The following is a 19,007-nucleotide window of genomic DNA, read 5'->3' as shown; positions in this document are numbered from 1 at the left end:
CAGGCTCCCGTTACAGGGTGGGACGCTGGCCGATGGCCAGTTGCAGCTGCGTGCTGGCGATCGCCACATCGGCGCGCGCCTGCAAATAGCCCTGATAAGCATCGTCGGCCGAACGCTGGGCCGCCAGCCACTCCAGCAGCGAGGCATTGCCGCTGAAGTAAGATAGGCGGATGCCATCGACCACTTTTTGCGCATCGACCAGCACGCCGTCGTGGTAGCGCGCCAGGCGCTGCTGGGCCGAAGCCAGTTGCACGCTGGCCGTGCGCACGTCGGTTTCCGCCTTCAGCTCGGCCTGGCGCAGCGCCAGCATGGCTTGCGTGACGCCGGCTTCGGCCTGCACGATGTCGCCCTTGTCGCGCCGCGACAGTGGAATCGGGATCGACAGCGACAGGCTCAGCGCACGCGAGCGCGGCGTGCCGTCGACCGTATCGCCATTGGCGTCGACGCCGTCGTGGTAGCCGCGCGCGGCCGATACGCCCAGCGAAACGGTAGGGTCGACCGAGCGGTTGGCGCGCACCAGGGATGCGCCATCGCGCAGATTGTCCAGCGTGGCGCGGGCGATGCGCACGTCGTTGCGTTCGCGCAGCGCCTGCGGCACCAGCTTGCTGACGCTACTACTCTCGAAGGCAGTGAAGTCGCAGCTCAGTTGCGCATCGGGGAACAGGGTCTCGAAAGACTGGCCCAGCGCTGGCGACAAATTGAGCATGGCGCTGTCCGCGTCGCTACGGGCCTGCATCAGTTCGGCCTGGAACTGGTCGCGTTCGACGCGCGACTGCAGCAGCTCGATACCGCCCACGTCGCCCACCTTGCGCCGCACGCCATTGGCGTCGACCACTTTCGACAGGGCGCTCATGGTCTGCTCCTTGCGGGCCACGACTTCGCGCGTGCGGCACGCTTCCGTGTACGCCGCTGCGGCGGTGGCATACAGCTCGCTCCTGAAGCCGGCCACGGTTTCCTCGGCCAGCAGCACATTGCTGCGGGCTGCCTTCAGGCGCGCGTCGCGCTTGCCGCCCGTTTCGATCACCATGCTGACGGTGGGCGTCCAGGTGACGGGCCGGTTGGCGACGGATTTCACCGTTTCGCGCGAGGCGCCGATGGAAAACTCGGGGTCGGGCCGGATGCCGGCGATGCCGACGCCGGCCTTGGCCGAAGTGACCGTTTCGTTCTGTGCTTTCAATTCCAGGCTGTGCGCTTCCACCGCCGCCAGGTAGCTGGCGAAGTTCAGCGGCGCGGCCGCGCTGGCAGCCGGCGCCATCAAGGCGGCCATAGTGGTGGCCAGCACAAGGCGGGCCGCCAGGCGGGGATTGAGATTAAAGTGTTTCATCATCGTTTACTCCTTCGGTCTGGGCCGGGCGCGCGGCAATGCGCGCCTCGATCAGGTAATACAGGGCAGGCAGGAGCAGCAGGGTCAGGGCGGTGGCCGTCACCAGGCCGCCCACCACCACCGTTGCCAGCGGGCGCTGCACGTCGCTGCCCAGGCCCGTGGCCAGCATGGCCGGCGTCAGGCCCAGCGCGGCGACGGTGGCCGTCATCAGCACGGGGCGCATGCGGTCGCGCGCCCCTTCCAGCACCGCTTCGCGCAAGGTCTTGCCTTCCTGCGTACGCAAGCGGTTGATTTGCGCCAGCATCAGCACCGCGTTCAGCACGGCCACGCCGAACAGGGCGATGAAGCCGACCGCGCTCGACACATTCAGGGTCATGCCGCGCAAATGCAGCGCAGCCAGGCCGCCCAGCATCGCCAGCGGCACAGCCAGCAGCACCAGGGTCGGCTGGCGCAGGTTGCGGAACTGGCCGAACAGCAGCAAAAACATGGCGCCCAGGGTCATCGGCAGGATGATGGCCAGGCGGGCTTGCGCGCGCTGCAGGTTTTCAAACTGGCCGCCCCATTCCAGGCTGATGCGCTGGTGGTCGTAATGCAGCTTGTTTTCCAGCAGTGGCCGCGCTTCGTCGAGGAAGCTGGCCAGGTCGCGGCCACGGGCATTCAGGCGCACGATGATGTTGCGCTTGCCCATTTCGCGCACGATCACGCTTTCACCCGAAGTGGTGCTGATCTTGGCCACTTGCGCCAGCGGCACCTTGGCGCCATCGGCTGTGGTCAGCATCAGGTTGGCGACGGCGTCCGGGCTGGAGCGCACGTCAAACGGGAAGCGCACGGCGATGTCGTAGCTTTTTTCGCCCACATATACCTGACCGATAGGCGCGCCGCCGATGCCGGTGGAAATCAGGTCGGCCACGTCGGCCGCGTTGATGCCATAACGGGCTGCTGCCGCGCGGTCCAATTCCACTTTCAGGTTGGGCAGCGGCGGTTCCACGTCGACCGCCACGTCGGAAGCGCCCGGCACGGTTTTCAGCAGCTCGGCCACCTGGCCGGCGATGCCGCGCACTTCATCGAGGTCGTTGCCGAAAATTTTAACTGTCAGGTCGCTGTGGGCGCCCGACAGCTTGTCTTGCACGCCATCGATCATCGGCTGCATGAAGGCCACCGTGTAGCCGGGCATGCGCTTGAAGCGTTCACTCATTTTTGCGATCAGCTCCTGCTTGCTCATGCCCGACTTCCAGGTTTTATACGGATGCAGGCCCACGCTCGCTTCGATATGCGACGGCGTCCAGTAATCGGTGCCGTCGTCGTTGCGGCCGGTCTGCGTGACGATGGTCGACACTTCCGGGAATTCCAGGGTGGCGCGGCGCAGTTCGCTGGCCATCTCCGAGGCCTTGTCCAGGGTGATTCCCGGTGGCATCTGCACTTGCAGCCACAGCGAACCTTCATCGAGGTAGGGCAGGAAGTCGCGGCCGATGGTGCCGCCCAATATCACCAGTCCGGCCAGCGCACCGCCGCAGACGACGGCCACCCAGCGGCGCTTGCCGACCATGTTTTCCAGGAAGCGGCCATAGCGCTCTGCCAGTGCTTCCAGCACGCGGTTGTGGAACATCTTGCGCGGCTTGCGGAAGGCCAGCCAGGCCAGGCCGGGGATCAGGATCAGGGCGACCACCAGCGCACCCACCAGGGCCGAGCCGACCGCGTAGGCCATCGGCGAGAACAGCTTGTATTCGATGCGCTGGAAGGCGAACAGGGGCAGGTAGGCGGCGATGATGACGGCCATGCCGAACATGATGGGGCGCGCCACCTGCAAGGTCGAGTCTATGCCGTCGCGCAAAGTCAATGGCCGGTCCTGGTCGCGTTCGCGGCGGCGCAGTATGTTTTCCAGCACCACCACCGAACCGTCGACCAGAATGCCGAAGTCGATCGCTCCCAGGGACAGCAGGTTGGCAGGAATTTTAAAGTGGTGCATGAAGATGAAGGCGATCAGCAGGGCCAGCGGGATCGTCAGCGCCACGATGGCCGCTGCGCGCGGGCTGCCCAGGAACAGCAGCAGCACCAGGGCCACCAGCAGCATGCCTTCGCCCAAGGTGAATCCTACCGTGTGCAAGGTCGCCTCGATCAGCGAGCTGCGGTCCAGATAAGGCACCACTTTCACGTCTTTCGGCAGCAGGTTGTGGTTCAGGTCATCGACGGCGGCATGGATGCCTTCCAGCGCTTCGGAGGGATTGAAATCCTTCAGCAGCAGGGTGATGCCTTCGATGGTGTCGGGATTGTTGTCCTTGCCCAGGATGCCGCGCCGCTCCACATTGCCGTAGACCAGTTTGCCCAGGTCTTTCACCAGCACCGGCACGCCATTCTTGGCCGTGACCACCACATTGCCCATGTCGTCCAGCGAGTGCAGCAAGCCCACGCCGCGCACCACATACGATTGCTGGCCACGGTCGATGATGCTGCCGCCGCCGCTGACGTTGTTGGCATTGATGGCGTCTTTCACTTGCGACAGCGACAGGCTGTAGCTATTGAGTTTGGCAGGGTCCAGTTCCAGGGTGAACTGTGTGGTCAAGCCGCCGAAATTGCTGACGTCGGCCACGCCGCGCACTTTTTGCAGGCGCGGGATGACGGTCCAGAACTGCAGTTCGGACAGTTCGCGCAGGCTGCGCGACTTCGATTCGAGCGTGTAGCGGTAGATTTCGCCGGTAGGCGAGGTGTAGGGGTCGAGGCCAGGCTTGGCGTCATATGGCAAGCTCACGGTGGCCAGCCGCTCCTGCAGCCGTTCACGCGTGAAATAGCCGTCGCTGCCATCTTCGAAGACCACGGTGATCAGCGACAGGGCGAACAGGCTGCGCGTGCGCAGCACGTGCATGCCCGGTGTGCCCATCAAGGCGCGTTCCAGCGGTATGGTGATCTGCTGTTCGATTTCTTCGGCGCCCAGGCCAGGCACCTGCGTGACGATTTGCGAGGTGACGTCGGCGATGTCCGGGTAAGCTTCGATCGGCAGTTGCTTCCAGCTGTAGATGCCATACACGGTGACGAACAGCAGTACCAGCCAGACGATGCCGCGCCGCTTGAAGCAGGTGGTGATGAAGGAATCAATCATTGAGCAGCACTCCTTCCTTGACGACGATGCGCTCGCCCGCCTTCAGGCCGGAGACGATTTCCACCTGGTCTTGCAGGGTGGCGCCCACCTGCACGGTGCGCGGCTCGAAACGCATGGGGCTGCGCTCGACCATCACCTTGGTGTACAAGCCGCTTTGCAGCAGGGCGGCAGCCGGCACCACGATCACGCGGCGGGTCGTGCCGGCAAAGCCGGCATGGGCGAACATGCCGGGCTTGAACTTGCCGCTGCGGTTATCGATGGATACGCGCACCTTGACCGTGCGCGTATCGGTGTCGAGCACGGCGCCGATATAGGCCACCTTGCCTTCGAATTGCTGGCCCGGCATGGCGTCGAGCGTGATGCGCGTGCTCTGGCCGACAGCCAGCTGCGCCAGGTCTTTTTCAGCCACATTGGCCGACAGCCAGACGGTGGACAGATCGGCCACCGTCATCACGGGGGCGTTGATATCGTTCCAGTAGCCACCCTGTGCGCCATTCATCTCGATCACCGTGCCGGCGATCGGCGAGCGCAGCACATAGTCGCGCCGCGAGCTGCCACCGGCAGGCGCGCCATACTGGGCCAGCTTGTCGGCGCTGGCGTGGGCGTCGCTCTGCACCTGCTCGAAGCTTGCCTGGGCCGCTTCATAATCCTTGCGTGCGGCGATTTCCGCTTCGAACAGCGTCTTTTGGCGGTCGCGCTCCTGGCGCGCCTGCAGCAGGGCCGAACGGGCCTTGCTGTCGTCTGCATAGGCGGCGCTCAGGTCGGCCGAGTCCAGCGTGAACAGGGCATCACCGGCTTTCACGGTGTCGCCCAGCGCGCGCTGCAGGCGCAGGATGCGGCCCGACAGCGGCGGCGTCACTTTCACCAGTTTTTCAGGCATGGCCTCGATGGCGCCCGGCGCACTCGTTTGCACGGCGATATCCTGTTCGGTCACGGCGGCAATCTGCAGGCGCTGGCGCAGCGGCGACGTTTTCGGCACGCTGATGCTGCCGTCGTCCAGATGGCTCGCTGCAGCCGGCGGCGTGGCTGCCTCGGTTTGTTTGGTACAGCCCGACAAAGTCATGCAGGCGAGGGCGATGGCGCAAAGGCTGCAGGCGCCAAGCGAGATAGGGGTGGTCGAGTTCATCCCGGTATTCCTTGTTATTGATTGATGAGCGTTGTGCTGGAACATGCGCAGGCATGTCCAGCTCCGGCAGCGCGAGGGCGCTGGCGGGCGGTCAGTGGGTGGTGCCGAAGAGGGGTAGAGCGTAAGACGGTTGCCGTGCGGGGCCAGGACTGGACCCATGGCGTGCCGTGGCGAAGCACGGGGCGCGGCGGTCAGGCTGGAATCGAGCGGCGGCCTTTTCGGCACATGCTGGCAGGCGAGTCTGGGTCCACGCTTTCTCCTGTGAGTTGATTGATACGGCTAGCTGCGCCGCTTTTTCAGCGCTGGAAAAGCATAGCAGCACGCGCCTGAAGAACTTCCCAAGTATTCCTGAATCCTTCTTCAGGTTGGCGGCGGGGCCAGGCGCGGCGCGGTAAAATGAAACCAAGAAAAACACAGCATGACGGGAAAAGACAGGCATGAGAATCCTCTTGGTAGAAGATGACCGCAAGGCGGCGCGGCTGCTGGCGCGCGGCTTGCAGGAAGAAGGTTTTGTCGTCGACGTGGTGCATAGCGCCGAAGACGGTGAAGAGGAAAGCTACGCCGTCGATTACGACATGATCGTCCTCGACTGGATGTTACCCGGAAAACAGGGCATCGATTTTTGCCGCGATTTGCGTGCGCGCGCCATCCAGACACCGATCCTGATGCTGACGGCGCGCGACGCCACGGCCGACCGGGTAGTGGGTCTCAATACAGGAGCCGATGACTATCTGACCAAGCCTTTCGAGTTCGAAGAGCTGCTGGCGCGCATCCGTGCGCTGCTGCGCCGCTCCGATATCAGCCGCCCGCTGGTGCTGGCGCTGGCCGACCTGGCGCTCGACCCGGTCAGCCACAAGGCCACCCGCGCTGGCGCAGTGCTGGACCTGACGCCCAAGGAATATGCGATTTTGCTGATCCTGCTGCGCCAGGCGGGCGAAGTGGTCAGCCGCGCGCGCCTGGCCGAGCAGATCTGGCAGGCCGACCTGATCGGCATCGATAACCTGATCGACGTCCATGTGCGCAATTTGCGCGGCAAGGTCGATGCGCCCGGCTTGCCGCAACTGATACACACGGTGCGCGGACGCGGCTTCCGCCTGGCGGAAAACGACGGTGTTTAGCCTGCGCAAAAGCCTGCTGCTGGTGCACCTGGCAGTGATACTGGCGATCGTGGCCTGCACCGCGCTGGCCGGCTATTGGGGCTTGTCGCGCGCCGTGCACGGCCAGCTCGATGCGGCCCTGCTGGCGCTGGGCGAGACGGAAATGGCGATGCTGCCAGCCACGCCGCGCCAGGGCGTCACGGTGCACGAAGTGGCGCCTGGCATGGCGCCGCCTTCGCTGACACGGCTGGACCGCCTGGTGCAGATCATCGATGGCGAGGGCCATGTGCTGGCGCGCAGCCGTAACCTGGAGGCGGCCCGCCTGCCGGCCGATCCTGCCTTGCTGGCGCGCCTGGCCGCTGGTGAAACCGTGTTTGAAACCTTGCCGCGCTTTGGCGAGGAACCTGTGCGCATGGTGTCGATTCCCGTCCGTCACGGGAAGGTGCGCCTGGCAGTGCAGGTGGCCGGTTCGCTCGATGACGTCAATCACACGCTGACCTCGGCCACCATGCTGTTCGTGGCGATGGCGCTGGCCTTGCTGGCGGCTGTCGGCCTGGCCGGCGAGATGCTGACGCGGCGCGTACTGGGCGCGATCGACAACGTGGTGCAGCAAGCGCATTTTATCGGCGAAGCGAGCCTGGCGCGGCGCTTGCCCCATCCCGGCACGCCTGATGAAATCGGCCGCCTGGTCGATACCCTGAACGCCATGCTGGAGCGGCTGGAAACGGGCTACGATGCGCAGCGCCGCTTCACGGCCGACGCCTCGCATGAATTGCGCTCGCCCCTGTCGCGCCTGCGCACCGAAATTGAAATCACCTTGCGCCGCCCGCGGGAAACGCCCGAGTATGTGGCCGCGCTGGCGTCCTGCCTCGATGAAGTGCAGCGTTTGACGACGCTGGTGGAAGAATTGCTGATGCTGACCCGCCTGGACGTGGGCCAGGACCGCAGTGCCGTAGAAACCGTGGCGCTGTATCCACTGGCGCTGGCGGCGGCGCGGCGGCTGGAAACGGTGGCGGCAGCAAGGGGCATCCGCATCGTGCTGCAGGATCCGCATGAGGGTCATGCAGGGATCAGCGCGCGCGTGGCGCCCGGGCCGGTGGACCTGGTGCTGGCCAACCTGCTCGACAACGCGGTGAAATTCTCGCCGCCCGACAGCCTGATCACGGTCCACCTGTCGCGCGATGGTGACGATGCGCTGCTGGGCGTGAGCGATGCCGGCCCCGGCATCAGTGTCGATGAATTGCCACACCTGTTCGAGCGTTTTTACCGTGGCGCCAGGGCGCGCGCGGGCGAGGCGCCCGGCTTCGGCCTGGGACTGGCCCTGTCGCAAGCCATCGTGCATGCCTATGGCGGGCGCATCGAAGCGCTGAACCGTCCCGGTGGCGGCGCCCTGTTCACCATGCGCCTGCCTGGCGGCGAGCGGCAGCCGTGAGACTTCAGGGCAGATTACAAAATGGATAGCTATCCATTTTGTAATCAAATAGAAATATAAAAAAGCTACTATCTGTGTATGTTTTTTTAACGCAGAGGCAGTGGCAATATGTCCACGCATTCCACACTCAATCCCCGGCACGTGATCGGCCTCGATGCGCTGCGCTTTCTCGCCGCCATGCTGGTGGTGGCTTACCACTATGGTTTCTGGTTCTGGGCCGATCCGTCTCCCGTCTCCACGCCCCATTTGCAGCAACTGATTTCTTTCCCCGAGCTGTTTTCCGCCACCCATTTCGGCTGGGTTGGCGTGCAAATCTTCTTTGTCATTTCCGGTTTTGTTATCGCTTTCTCCAGCGAGCGGGCAAGGGGCTATGATTTCCTGGTCAGTCGCGTAGTGCGCCTGGGGCCGGGCGTATGGATTTGCGCCTGCATCACGCTGATTGCCGTGGTGGTGGGCGGCGAATGGAGCATGTACCAGATGCTGCTGGCGTTTTTGCATAGTGTGCTGTTCATCCCCGTCGCACCGTGGATCGATTACGCCTACTGGACACTGGGCATCGAAATCGTCTTTTATTTCCTGGTCTTCCTGCTGGTGGTGCGCGGCAAATTTGCCTGGATCAACCGGCTTGCCATCGCGATAGGCCTGACCAGCAGCCTGTTCTGGCTGCTGGCGTGGCTGGCGGCCATGGGCGGGCCGGGGCAATTCGCCCAGTGGATGCAGCAACTGCACCGTTCCAGGATATTGGGGTTGTTGCTGGTACACCACGGCATCTTCTTTGCGCTCGGCGTCTTTCTGTGGCTGGAACTGGTCAAGCATGGCTGCCGCGAAAACCGGCTGTGGTGCGCGGTGTTCTGCGCTGCGGGCTGCCTGCAGATCGTGCTCACTTCGGTGGCAACGAACCAGGCCACGGGTAGCGCTTTTTCGGCCTGGCCACCGGTGCTGTGCTGGCTGGGCGCCTTGGCCTGGGTGGTGCTGTCGGTACACAGGAATCATCGCGTGCACGCGCTGCCGCAGTGGTTTTTGCGCCTGCTGAAAACCGCCGGCATGATGACCTTTCCCCTGTATTTGCTGCACCAGGTGGCCGGCGCGCAGCTGATGGCGGGCCTGGTGCAGGCGGGCGCCGGACGCTGGGTGGCGCTGGCCGGTGCATTGACTTTCTCGCTGTGCTGCGCCTGGCTGGTGGCCGTGTATGGCGAACCGGCCTTGCAGCGCGTGACGAAACAGGCGCTGCTGCGTGCAAGGCCCAGCTTTCACTAGCTAATCAGGCTGGTGCCACGCCTTCCCAGCGTACCTGGCGCACTTGCGGCAGGGCGCCTGCGCGGTTGATGAAGCGCACCAGCACGGCGCGCTGCACCAGCTGGCACAGCACCATGGCGATCAGCTGGACCACGTTCTTGTCTTCGTCCCAGCTGCGCAGGATTTGCGACGGCGCCAGGCCTGCGCTTTTGAGCTCGGCCAGCAGCAGACACACCACGCGGTCCGCTTGCGTGGCGGGGCAGGTGACTGTCAGGCGATAGGTGGTCACGGCAGGGTTTTTACGGACGGTGGCCGCCTGGAAAATCGATTTCAAAAATTTCATCATACACCTCGCTCTGCGACAAATTCTGCGTTATTGACCAGCGCCCAGCGCACCGCCGAGACACTGCCTTCCAGGCTGACCTGGCTGACGATCTGTTCCAGCAGCCCCAGGCTGGACAAAGGCGTCAACAGGTCGGCGCGCACTTCGATGCGGCCTGCCTGCGGCGCATCTTCGCTGTGCAGCGATTGCAGCATCAGCGCCGGCATGCCGCTGATCATGCGCAGCATGAGTTTGCGCACCAGCACTTCCTGTTCTGCCTCGCAGACGGCGGTGATGCGGTAGATGCTTTCCGTCTCGCTGCCGGCGGCCAGGCCATGGGCGTTGATGCGCTGGGCGATATGGCGCAGCACCAGGTTGGCGACCAGCACGAAGCCCGTGCCGATGGCCGCTTCCATGGCGTAGCCCAGGCCGCACAGGATACCGATGGCGGCCGAGCACCACAGGGTGGCGGCCGTGTTCAAGCCGCGCACCGTCATGCCTTCGCGCATGATGACGCCGGCGCCCAAAAAACCGATACCCGATACCACTTGCGCGGCGATGCGCAAGCGGCCGTCCGGATTGGCTTCGAGTACCGACACCATCACGAACAGCGAGGCGCCGACGGAGACCAGCGCATTCGTGCGCAAGCCCGCCATGCGCTGGCGCAGCTGGCGTTCGGCGCCGATCAGGGCGCCCAGGGTCAGGGCTGCGGCAACGCGCAGCACAAAGTCATACCAGATCATTCTTTTCTCCTGTGTGAGCAGGAAGGACAGGCGAGTCTTGTCAGGCGCGGGCAGTGTGCCCGGCCATGCCACTATAGGTCAGCAGCCGATGGGGAAAACGATGTAGGGGAGGGGGCGGCGCCATGCACCGCTATTGTATAACCGCACCTTGCCTTGGCAAGGCGGGAGAGTAATCCGCGTCTTGCCAGGCTTAATCGTCGAACCGCGATCGACTACCGTCACTGGAACCAGTACCCACGTATCACTCCATTCAATTAATAACGGGCAGAGTCTAGCCAGCCCTGTGTTTTTCGTCAACTGAACATCTCTTCAGGAAGCAGAAAACACCGTCCCTGCCATGGCAAGGACGGTGAGCCTGATCAAGGGTGGAGTGCAGTCTCGGACGCATGTTCCGCATCGGCGCCGCCGCCAAAGAAACGCGCGGCGCGCTTGCCCAGGCTATCGAGGTAGGTGTAGGCCACCGGCACCACCACCAGCGTCAAAATGGTCGAGGTGATCACGCCGCCGATGACGGCGCGGCCCATCGGCGCCTGCGATTCGCCGCCGTCGCCCATGCCGATCGCCATCGGCAGCATGCCGAACACCATCGCCAGGGTGGTCATCAGGATCGGGCGCAAACGCACTTGTCCCGCTTCCATCAGCGCTTCGAACTGCCCCAGGCCTTCGCGCTGGCGCTGGTTGGTAAAGTCCACCAGCAGGATGGCGTTCTTGGTCACCAGTCCCATCAGCATGATGAAGCCGATCACCGAGAAGATGTTCAGGGTGCTGCCCGTGATGAGCAATGCCAGCAGCACGCCGATCAGGGACAGCGGCAAGGAGACCATGATGGCGATCGGCTGCAAAAAGCTGCCGAACTGCGAAGCGAGCACCAGATAGATGAAGATCACCGCGATCCCCAGCGCCATCATGGCGCCGCCCATGGTTTCGGCCATCTGCTGCGCATTGCCGGCCACGTCGAAGCGTACGCCGGGCGGCAGGTCGATGGCCTTGATGGCCTTCTGCACGTCGGCGTCGACGTCGCCGGCCGGGCGGCCCTGCACGCCGGCATAGATGGCAACGCGGCGCTGCAAGGCCTGGCGCTTCAGCACTTGCGGGCTGGACGACGGCACGAAGTCGACTACCTGGCGCAGCGGGATCATGATCGGCTTGCCGTTGTCATCGAGCTTGTTTGACGCCAGCGACAGGTCGGCCAGGTCGGCCACTTTCTGGCGGCCCGATTTGGGCAGCTGCACGTTGACGTCGTAGTTCTGGCCGTCGGACGCCAGCCAGTGGCTGACCGTGTCGCCCGCCACGAAGGGACGCAGGGCGGTGCCGATCTGCTGCACCGACAGGCCCAGATCGCTGGCCAGCTCGTTATTGATCTTCACCGTGGTCGACGGATTGGCGCCTTCCTGGCTGTATTCGATATCGGCGATGCCCTTGATGGTGCGCATCTTGTCCATCAGCCGGTGCGCCACTTCATCGAGCTTGCCTTCATCGGTGCCCAAAATGGCGATGAAGATGGGGCGGTTGCCGACGGACAGGGTGATGCCGGCAATCGGCGTCAAGCGGTCGCGGATCAGCCGTTCCAGTTCCTGCTGCGAGCGGCGTTTATGCGTCTTGATGTCCGTCAGCTTCAGGTTCACTTCGGCCGTGTTGCGGCCATCCTGGGTGCCCACGTTGGCCACCAGGCTATCGATTTCCGGGAACTCCTTCAGGGCCGTCTCGATCTGGCGCACCTTGGTATCCGTGTATTCCAGGCTGGAGCCGACCGGCGTCTTGAAGCGCAGGTTGACCCAGCCCTGGTCGGTTTCCGGGAACATCTCGCCGCCGATCATCGGCACCAGCATCAGGCTGCCGACGAACAGGGCCAGCGCCGTGGCCAGGGTGGTTTTGCGCCAGCGCAGGGCTACTGCCAGCACCTTGCCATACCAGACGTGCAGGCGGTCGATGCCGGTTTCCAGCCAGGCCATGAAGCGGCCCAGCCACGGCGCATATTTAAAACGGTCCTTGACCGGGTCGCGCCAGACCGACGACAGCATCGGATCGAGCGTGAAGCTGACGAACAGCGACACCAGCACCGCGACGGCCACCGTGATGCCGAACTGCAGGAAGAAGCGGCCGATGATGCCGTCCATGAAGGCCACCGGCACGAATACGGCGACGATGGCGAAGGTGGTGGCCATCACGGCCAGGCCGATTTCATTGGTGCCGTCGTTGGCCGCCTTGTAGTGGTTCTTGCCCATGCCCAGGTGGCGCACGATGTTTTCGCGCACCACGATGGCGTCATCGATCAACAGGCCGATGCACAAGGAGAGCGCCATCAGGGTCAGGAAGTTCAAGGTGAAACCGAAGGCCTTCATGGCGATGAAGCTGGCCAGCACGGAAATCGGCAGGGTCAATCCCGTGATGATGGTCGAGCGCCACGAGTGCAGGAACAGGAACACGATCACCATGGTCAGCACGGCGCCTTCGATGATGGTGCGCTTGACGTTATTGAGCTGGCTTTGCACGCGTTCCGATTCATCGTCCAGCACGCGTAGGTCGATATCGGGCGGCAGCGTCTTTTGCACTTCGGCCGCCACCTTCAGGATGCCGGTGCCCACTTCGACCACGTTGGCGTCCTGCACCTTGGTGATTTCCATGGTCACCGCCTGTTTGCCATTCACGCGCGAGATCGACAGTTCTTCCTGCTCGCCGTCGACCACGCTTGCCACCTGGTCCAAGTAGACGGGGCCGATGGCGCGCCGTGCCACGATGATCTTGCCAAATTCGCGCGCATCCTTGATCTTGCCTTCCACCCGCACCAGCTGTTCGGCCGCGCCATGGCTGATCGAGCCGGCCGGCAGATTGGTGTTGGTGGCCTGGATGGCGCGTATCACTTCATCGACACCGATGCCCTGGGCATTGAGTTCGATCGGTTTGAGGCTGATCAGTATCTGCCGCGAGCGCAAGCCGCGCAGTTTCACCTGGCCGACGCCGGCGACCGCCTGGAAGCGCTTGCTGATGATCTGGTCCGTCATGGTCGACAGCTCGCGCAGGTCATGTCCGGTCGAGGTCAGCACGATGGTGGCGATCGGGCGTTCATTGTCGCCTTCTGCCCGCGCGATGAAGGGGTCCTTGGCTTCCTTGGGGAAGCGCGGGCGCACCAGGGCCACCTTGTCGCGCAAGTCCTGCATGGCCTTGTCCATATTCGTCGACAGCTCGAATTCCAGGTAGACGCCGGCGCGTCCTTCCCAGGAGTTGGCGCGGATGGTCTTGATGCCGCTGACGGTGTTGACGGCGTCTTCAATCGGGCGCGTAATGTCGTTTTCCACCGCCTCGGGCGAAGCGCCCGGATAGTTCACTTCGATGGCGGCAAAGGGAAACTGCACGCTGGGCATGCTTTCCACGCCCAGGCCCCGGTAAGAGAAAATACCCAGCACCACCAGCGCCACCATGACCATGGTGGCGAAGACGGGATTCTGTATGCTGACTTTGGTCATCCACATGGCTTAGCCTTTCTGAGCCAGGACGGCCGCTTGTGCCTCGGGCGTCGCGGCTGGCGCGGCAAATTTCACGGCATGGCCGGGCTTGACGCCATCGAGCCTGGCGACGATCACTTTGGCGCCGGGCACCAGGCCCGCCGTCACTTCGGCATACCCTTCATCTTCGTTGCGCAGGCCCAGGGTGACGACTTGTTCGACCACCTTGCCACCCACCAGCGCATACACGACCGTGCCTTTCTTGTCCTTGCGCAGGGCCGTCAATGGCACCAGCGGCGCCACTGCCGAACGCTCCGTGACGATGCTGCCCTTGGCGAACATGCCGCCGCGCAGCGCGCCATCGCCATTGTCGACGGCGATATACACCAGCATGGCGCGCGAGCCGCTTTCGGTGGTCGGGTTGATGCGCGTGACCTTGCCGGCGAAATCGCGTTCGCCAAAGCCATCGACCTTGAAATGCACGTCCTGGCCGATCTTGATGCGCGGGATCTCCGAGCTGGGCACGGGCGCTTCCAGGGTCAGTTGCGCCAGGTTGACGATGGTGTAGACCGGCATGTCGGGCGCCACCTTTTCGCCAGCCTGCACGTGGCGCTTGCTGACGATACCGGCCATCGGCGCGCGGATCACGGTGTCGGCCAGCGCGATGCGGGCGATGTCGACCATGGCGGCCGCCGATTTGACGCTGGCGCGCGCCAGGTCGACCGAGTTTTGCGTGGTGTCGTAGGCCGTCTGCGAAATGTATTTCTGCTTGAGCAGCGCCTGGCTGTTGGCTTCGTTCTTGCTCGCCATCGACAGTCGCGCCTGCGCTTCATCGAGCATGGCTTGCTGCTGCGTCAAGCGGGCGCGCTGGTCGGCCGCGTCCAGGCGCACCAGGATTTGCCCGGCCGCCACCTGCTGGCCTTCGCGCACCGTCGTTTCGTGGATTTCGCCCGATACCTTGGCCTTGATGGTCGCTTGCGTCAGGGGCGCCAGCGAACCCGATAACGGCAGGCTGACGGACAGCGCGCGCGCATCGATGGACGCCACATCGCCCTGCGCCAGTTCGTGCACGGGGGTCTTGTCCGCTTGCTTTTTCTTGTTCGCTTGCGCTTCGGCAACCTTGGCTGCCTGCTGCCTGGATTGCATCACGGTCCAGCCGCCGCCGGCCAGGCCCACGACGAGCAGGATCAGCAGAGGTGCGCGCCAGCGGCGGGCGCGGCTGGCAGGGTGGGTGGACGCGGAAGCGGAGGTGGGTAGTGGGGGCAAGGTCTCGTTTTTCATAAGGCTCTTTTAATGGAGGCTGCGCAAGCTTGAACGGGAGGGTCCGGCGCGTGTTCTCGATACGGCTCCGGCGATGGCTGGCCAGGCAATTCGGGTAGCGTATCACCATGCCGGACGCAGACGGCACGCCTGCCGTTTGCACCCGTACACGATGATACGCATGTTGCTACTTTATGAAGTTGTTGCCGGACTCGCCATGCAAATGCGACAGAGTGCACAAAAACGGGCATGGAATGCAAAAATGGCAGATGGAGCCATCCGCTACGCTTGAGCCGTGTCAATGGCTCGATTCCCTGGCGCGCAAGAATGGACAGGATGGCGGAACTACCGGACAGGCCGGGCGGGCCGCTGCTTGCGCTAGCGCCGTGACGCGGAGGGAGCTGATGTCTGAACGGATTACCGGACCCGCCGCGCCGCCGGGCCGCTTGCTGGTTCCTGCCGATCCCGGCATGGGGCCTGCTGCCAGGGCGCTCGATTTGCTGTCCATCCTGGTCGAGGCCGTCGAACAGGCGCCTGGCATGGCCGTGCGCGGCCTGGACCGCGATGGTTTTGTGCGCTACTGGAGCGTCGGCGCGGCGCGCCTGTATGGTGTGAACGCCGGGCAAGCCATGGGCCAGCACTGGCGCAGCGTAGCTGGCGAGTGGTCCGAGGGCGCACCGGCCGATGCCGGAGCAGGCTTTGCCGAGGAACTGGCCAGCGTATGGCAAACGGGCAAGGCCAGGTCCTTGCGGCTGTGGAAGCTGTGCGCTGATGAGATCGCTCCCCGCTGTATCTGCTCCAGCCTGTTCCCCGTGCTGCAGGCGGGGCGGGTACAGCAGGTATTCTGTATCGATGTCGATATCTCGGCCAATCAGCAGCAAGGCATGTCGGTGAGTGCCTTGCTGTTGATGGCAGACAATTTTCGGCAGTTGTTCGACAAATCCTCCGACGCCATCTTGCTGCTGCGCGATGAAGTCATCGCCGAACTCAATCCCGCCGCCATCGCGCTGTTTGCCTGTGCAGACCGGCAGCGCCTGATCGGGCGCTGTCTCAGCGATTTCTCGCCGCCGCAGCAAGCATGCGGCAATCCCTCGGCCGTGCTGGGCACGCAGATGGCGGCGCAGGCGCATGCGGAGGGCAACTGGCGTTATGAATGGCAATACCTGCGCTGTTCGGGCGAGCCGTTCTGGAGCGAAGTCTTGCTGACCTCGATTACCCTGGGCCATAGCTATCTGTTTTACGCGGTGATACGCGATATTTCCGAGCGCAAGCTGGCCGAGCGCTCGCTCTACCTGGCGGCGCAAGTGGTCGAGCATGCACGCGAGGCCATCGTCGTGATGGATCAGCAACAAAAAGTGCTGAGCATCAATCCGGCCTACAGCGAGATCAGCGGTTATGGCGTCGATGAGCTGAAAGGCCAGCCCTTCGTCTCCGAGCAGCAGGCGCTGGATGCGCCCATGTGGGAGGTGGTTGCCCACCGTGGATATTGGCAAGGGGAAATTGTGGCGCTACGCAAGAACGGCGCGCGCTACCCGGCCTGGCTATCGCTGACGGCCATCCGCGACCACCATGCTCATGCCAGCAATTACATGGCTATCCTCAGCGATATCAGCGAGCGCAAACGTAGCGAGGAGCAGACGCGCCACCTGGCCGAGCACGACTTCCTGACCGACTTGCCGAACCGCGTGCTGCTGCTGGACCGGCTGTCGCTGGCGCTGGCGGCAGCGCGGCGCAAGCTCAGCATGCTGGCCATCCTGTATCTTGATATCGATCACTTCAAGCATATCAACGACAGCATGGGCCATCACGTGGGCGATTTGCTGCTCAAGGAAGTTGCCCGGCGCCTGGTGCGCTGCGTGCGCAGCGTCGATACCGTCAGCCGCCATGGCGGTGATGAATTCGTCATCATCCTGGCCGAGGTGGGCGGCATCGACCAGGCGGCCCACGTGGCGGCCAGCGTGCTGCAAGCCGTCACGCAGGTGTACCAGCTGGGCGCCTACGAATTGCAGGTGTCGGCTTCGATTGGCGTGGCCATCTTTCCCAGCGACGGCGAAGATATCGATACCCTGATGCACAACGCCGATACGGCCATGTATCACGCCAAGCAGCTGGGACGCAATAATTTTCAGTTCGTCAGTGCGGCCATGAATGCGCAGATCATCGAACGCGCCAGCCTGGAGCAAGGCTTGCGCGATGCTCTGGGCAAGAGCGAATTCGTGCTGGAATTCCAGCCCGTGATCGAGATTGCCAGCGGCGAGGTGGTCGGTGCAGAAGCCTTGCTGCGCTGGCAGCATCCACATTTGGGCTTGCTGAAGCCCGAACGCTTCATGCTGAGCGCCGAGGAATGCGGCTTGATGGTGCCGATCGGGCACTGGGTCTTGCGTCACGCCTGCCTGCGTGCACGGGCCTGGCACGATGCCGGCCATGCCTTGAGCGTGTCGGTGAATCTGTCGCCGGCGCAATGTATACAAAACAATCTGATGGGCAGCGTGCAGGAAGCGCTGCGCGTATCGGGCTTGCCGCCTGCTGCACTGTCGCTGGAATTGACGGAAACGACCTTGATGAAGGGCGGCGTGCGCCTGGCCGAGGTGCTGGCGCAATTGCGCGCGCTGGGCGTTACCCTGACCATCGACGATTTCGGCACCGGCTATTCGCGGCTGGCGAACTTGCGCCATTACCCGGTGGACAAGCTGAAGATCGATCCCTCGTTTCTACAAGACCCGGGCGGCGACCCGGCCGATACGGCGGTGGCGGCCACCATCATCGCCATGGCGCGCACCTTGCAACTGACCGTGATCGCGGAGGGGGTGGAAAGCCCGCAGCAACTGGCCTATTTGCGGGCGCAGGGCTGCGACCAGTACCAGGGATATTATGCCAGCGCGCAGCTGGCCGGCAGCGCCCTGGCAAGATTGCTTGCCTAGCCGATATTGCCCAGGAGCTTGATGCGCACCAGCACCTGGCCATGGTCGGACGCCTGCGGCAGCGCCTGCAGCAAATGGTCGTTCAGGTAAACGACGTCGAGCACCAGGCCGATGGCGCGCGGCGAGGCCGGGTGAAAATGCTCGGAGACAAGGATATGGTCGATGGTCATATAGGCGCTGTCGTGGATATTCGTGTAGCCCACATGGCGCAGATAATCCTGGCGCAGCTGGATGGCGTTGCTGTCGTACAAGCGTTCGCGCATCTCCTCACCGGGCTGGCATGCTGCACCGGCGCCCATCACGATGGCGGTGGTGACGGCATTGGCAATGTCGTTGAAGTCGCCCAGCACGATGCGGGGATGGCCGCTGTGGCCCAGTTCGCTCGCCAGCACGCGCAGCGCCACCGCTTCGGCGCCGCGCCGCTGCAGCGAGCGCAGATTGGCTAGCGCATAGTTGAGTACATCGTTGCCATCGCCATTGCGGTAATCGGGCCGGCGCGATTTCAGATGCACGACCAGCACGTCGGTCAAGCTTCCGCCAGGCAGCATGACTTGTACATGCAGGGGGGCGCGTGCGTAGCGGTTCAAGCTGGCATCAGTGCCCTGGCCTTCCCTAGGCAAGCTGACGCCGGCAGGAAAGGTGGGATAGGCAATGCCAGGCCCGGCCAATGGCAGCCGCGATACCAGCGCCACGGAAGGCAGCATGCGCCCACTGCCATCGACCGCATCGATACCCGCTTGCGTGGCGTCGCGGTAGTGGCGCGTGTGGGCCAGCACGTCGCGCAGGGCCGCTTGCGAGAAAACTTCCTGAAAACCGATCACATCGGCGTCGAGCAAGTCGATCTGCCGCGCCGTCCACTCGCGCTTGGCCTCGTATTGCACCTGCGTCAACGGTTCCAGGTTGTCATACAATTTTGCCCCGGCGGGAGCAAGATTACAGACATTGAAGGTGGCAAAGCGGATTTCTTCCTGCATAATTAGTACTCCTCACTGAACGATCAGCGTATCAC

The 19,007-nt window shown here is 63.7% G+C and carries 12 protein-coding genes; 4 read left to right on the top strand and 8 right to left on the bottom strand.

The genetic code is table 11. The features are described 5' to 3' along the window. Positions 1 to 10: 10 nt before the first annotated feature. The 3 genes from HDE72_RS24990 to HDE72_RS24980 are packed head-to-tail and all read right to left on the bottom strand — an operon-like array spanning position 11 to position 5,544. The gene (locus HDE72_RS24990) at positions 11 to 1,327 is read right to left on the bottom strand and encodes a TolC family protein (protein ID WP_260176908.1); all 1,317 of its coding nucleotides are present in this window, start codon (positions 1,325 to 1,327) and stop codon (positions 11 to 13) included. After that, positions 1,311 to 4,418, bottom strand: a complete 3,108-nt coding sequence (locus HDE72_RS24985) for an efflux RND transporter permease subunit (RefSeq protein WP_183747565.1) — start codon at positions 4,416 to 4,418, stop codon at positions 1,311 to 1,313. The genes HDE72_RS24990 and HDE72_RS24985 overlap by 17 nt, the downstream gene beginning before the upstream one ends. Continuing rightward, entirely contained in the window at positions 4,411 to 5,544 is a 1,134-nt protein-coding gene (locus tag HDE72_RS24980) for an efflux RND transporter periplasmic adaptor subunit (protein WP_183747560.1), read from the bottom strand. Before HDE72_RS24980 ends, HDE72_RS24985 begins: the two co-directional genes overlap by 8 nt. Before the next feature lie 437 nt (positions 5,545 to 5,981). Here HDE72_RS24980 and HDE72_RS24975 point away from each other — a divergent pair, with 437 nt between their 5' ends. The 3 genes from HDE72_RS24975 (at position 5,982) to HDE72_RS24965 (ending at position 9,330) form a co-directional block, all read left to right on the top strand. Beyond that, complete coding sequence (locus HDE72_RS24975) at positions 5,982 to 6,662, top strand: response regulator transcription factor (RefSeq protein WP_183747557.1); 681 nt, start codon at positions 5,982 to 5,984, stop codon at positions 6,660 to 6,662. Continuing rightward, complete coding sequence (locus HDE72_RS24970) at positions 6,655 to 8,073, top strand: HAMP domain-containing sensor histidine kinase (RefSeq protein WP_183747554.1); 1,419 nt, start codon at positions 6,655 to 6,657, stop codon at positions 8,071 to 8,073. Before HDE72_RS24975 ends, HDE72_RS24970 begins: the two co-directional genes overlap by 8 nt. A gap of 108 nt (positions 8,074 to 8,181) precedes the next feature. Then, on the top strand, positions 8,182 to 9,330 hold the full coding sequence (locus HDE72_RS24965) for an acyltransferase family protein (RefSeq protein ID WP_183747551.1): 1,149 nt from the start codon (positions 8,182 to 8,184) through the stop codon (positions 9,328 to 9,330). Between the two features lie 4 nt (positions 9,331 to 9,334). Here HDE72_RS24965 and HDE72_RS24960 read toward each other — a convergent pair whose 3' ends face one another. From HDE72_RS24960 to HDE72_RS24945, 4 genes are all read right to left on the bottom strand, one after another. Next, positions 9,335 to 9,655: a hypothetical protein gene (locus tag HDE72_RS24960; RefSeq protein WP_183747548.1), complete on the bottom strand. Its 321-nt coding sequence runs from the start codon at positions 9,653 to 9,655 to the stop codon at positions 9,335 to 9,337. Then, positions 9,652 to 10,374: an MgtC/SapB family protein gene (locus HDE72_RS24955; protein ID WP_183675254.1), complete on the bottom strand. Its 723-nt coding sequence runs from the start codon at positions 10,372 to 10,374 to the stop codon at positions 9,652 to 9,654. The genes HDE72_RS24960 and HDE72_RS24955 overlap by 4 nt, the downstream gene beginning before the upstream one ends. A 359-nt stretch (positions 10,375 to 10,733) precedes the next feature. Then, complete coding sequence (locus tag HDE72_RS24950; protein WP_183747544.1) at positions 10,734 to 13,844, bottom strand: efflux RND transporter permease subunit; 3,111 nt, start codon at positions 13,842 to 13,844, stop codon at positions 10,734 to 10,736. A 3-nt stretch (positions 13,845 to 13,847) separates the two neighbouring features. Next, positions 13,848 to 15,098 carry an efflux RND transporter periplasmic adaptor subunit gene (locus HDE72_RS24945; protein WP_183747541.1) on the bottom strand — a complete coding sequence of 417 codons (1,251 nt, stop codon included), beginning with the start codon at positions 15,096 to 15,098 and terminating at the stop codon, positions 13,848 to 13,850. Between the two features lie 383 nt (positions 15,099 to 15,481). Here HDE72_RS24945 and HDE72_RS24940 point away from each other — a divergent pair, with 383 nt between their 5' ends. Beyond that, complete coding sequence (locus HDE72_RS24940; protein WP_183747538.1) at positions 15,482 to 17,998, top strand: sensor domain-containing protein; 2,517 nt, start codon at positions 15,482 to 15,484, stop codon at positions 17,996 to 17,998. On the opposite strand, the gene HDE72_RS24935 is transcribed toward HDE72_RS24940, so the two are convergent. Further along, the gene (locus HDE72_RS24935; RefSeq protein WP_183747535.1) at positions 17,995 to 18,972 is read right to left on the bottom strand and encodes an endonuclease/exonuclease/phosphatase family protein; all 978 of its coding nucleotides are present in this window, start codon (positions 18,970 to 18,972) and stop codon (positions 17,995 to 17,997) included. The genes HDE72_RS24940 and HDE72_RS24935 overlap by 4 nt on opposite strands. Positions 18,973 to 19,007: the final 35 nt, after the last annotated feature.

Source organism: Janthinobacterium saanense (genome assembly GCF_014200675.1).
Taxonomy (GTDB): domain Bacteria; phylum Pseudomonadota; class Gammaproteobacteria; order Burkholderiales; family Burkholderiaceae_D; genus Janthinobacterium.
Note: the sequence above shows the minus strand (reverse complement) of the source record. Positions and strands in the feature narration are given on the sequence as shown.

Bases quoted from the DNA above. Each gene is read 5' to 3' on its own strand.
- HDE72_RS24990 (WP_260176908.1), bottom strand. From the start codon at position 1,327: ATGATGAAACACTTTAATCTCAATCCCCGCCTGGCGGCCCGCCTTGTG.
- HDE72_RS24940 (WP_183747538.1), top strand. From the start codon at position 15,482: ATGTCTGAACGGATTACCGGACCCGCCGCGCCGCCGGGCCGCTTGCTG.
- HDE72_RS24955 (WP_183675254.1), bottom strand. From the start codon at position 10,374: ATGATCTGGTATGACTTTGTGCTGCGCGTTGCCGCAGCCCTGACCCTG.
- HDE72_RS24950 (WP_183747544.1), bottom strand. From the start codon at position 13,844: ATGTGGATGACCAAAGTCAGCATACAGAATCCCGTCTTCGCCACCATG.
- HDE72_RS24975 (WP_183747557.1), top strand. From the start codon at position 5,982: ATGAGAATCCTCTTGGTAGAAGATGACCGCAAGGCGGCGCGGCTGCTG.
- HDE72_RS24985 (WP_183747565.1), bottom strand. From the start codon at position 4,418: ATGATTGATTCCTTCATCACCACCTGCTTCAAGCGGCGCGGCATCGTC.
- HDE72_RS24965 (WP_183747551.1), top strand. From the start codon at position 8,182: ATGTCCACGCATTCCACACTCAATCCCCGGCACGTGATCGGCCTCGAT.
- HDE72_RS24935 (WP_183747535.1), bottom strand. From the start codon at position 18,972: ATGCAGGAAGAAATCCGCTTTGCCACCTTCAATGTCTGTAATCTTGCT.
- HDE72_RS24980 (WP_183747560.1), bottom strand. From the start codon at position 5,544: ATGAACTCGACCACCCCTATCTCGCTTGGCGCCTGCAGCCTTTGCGCC.
- HDE72_RS24960 (WP_183747548.1), bottom strand. From the start codon at position 9,655: ATGATGAAATTTTTGAAATCGATTTTCCAGGCGGCCACCGTCCGTAAA.
- HDE72_RS24945 (WP_183747541.1), bottom strand. From the start codon at position 15,098: ATGAAAAACGAGACCTTGCCCCCACTACCCACCTCCGCTTCCGCGTCC.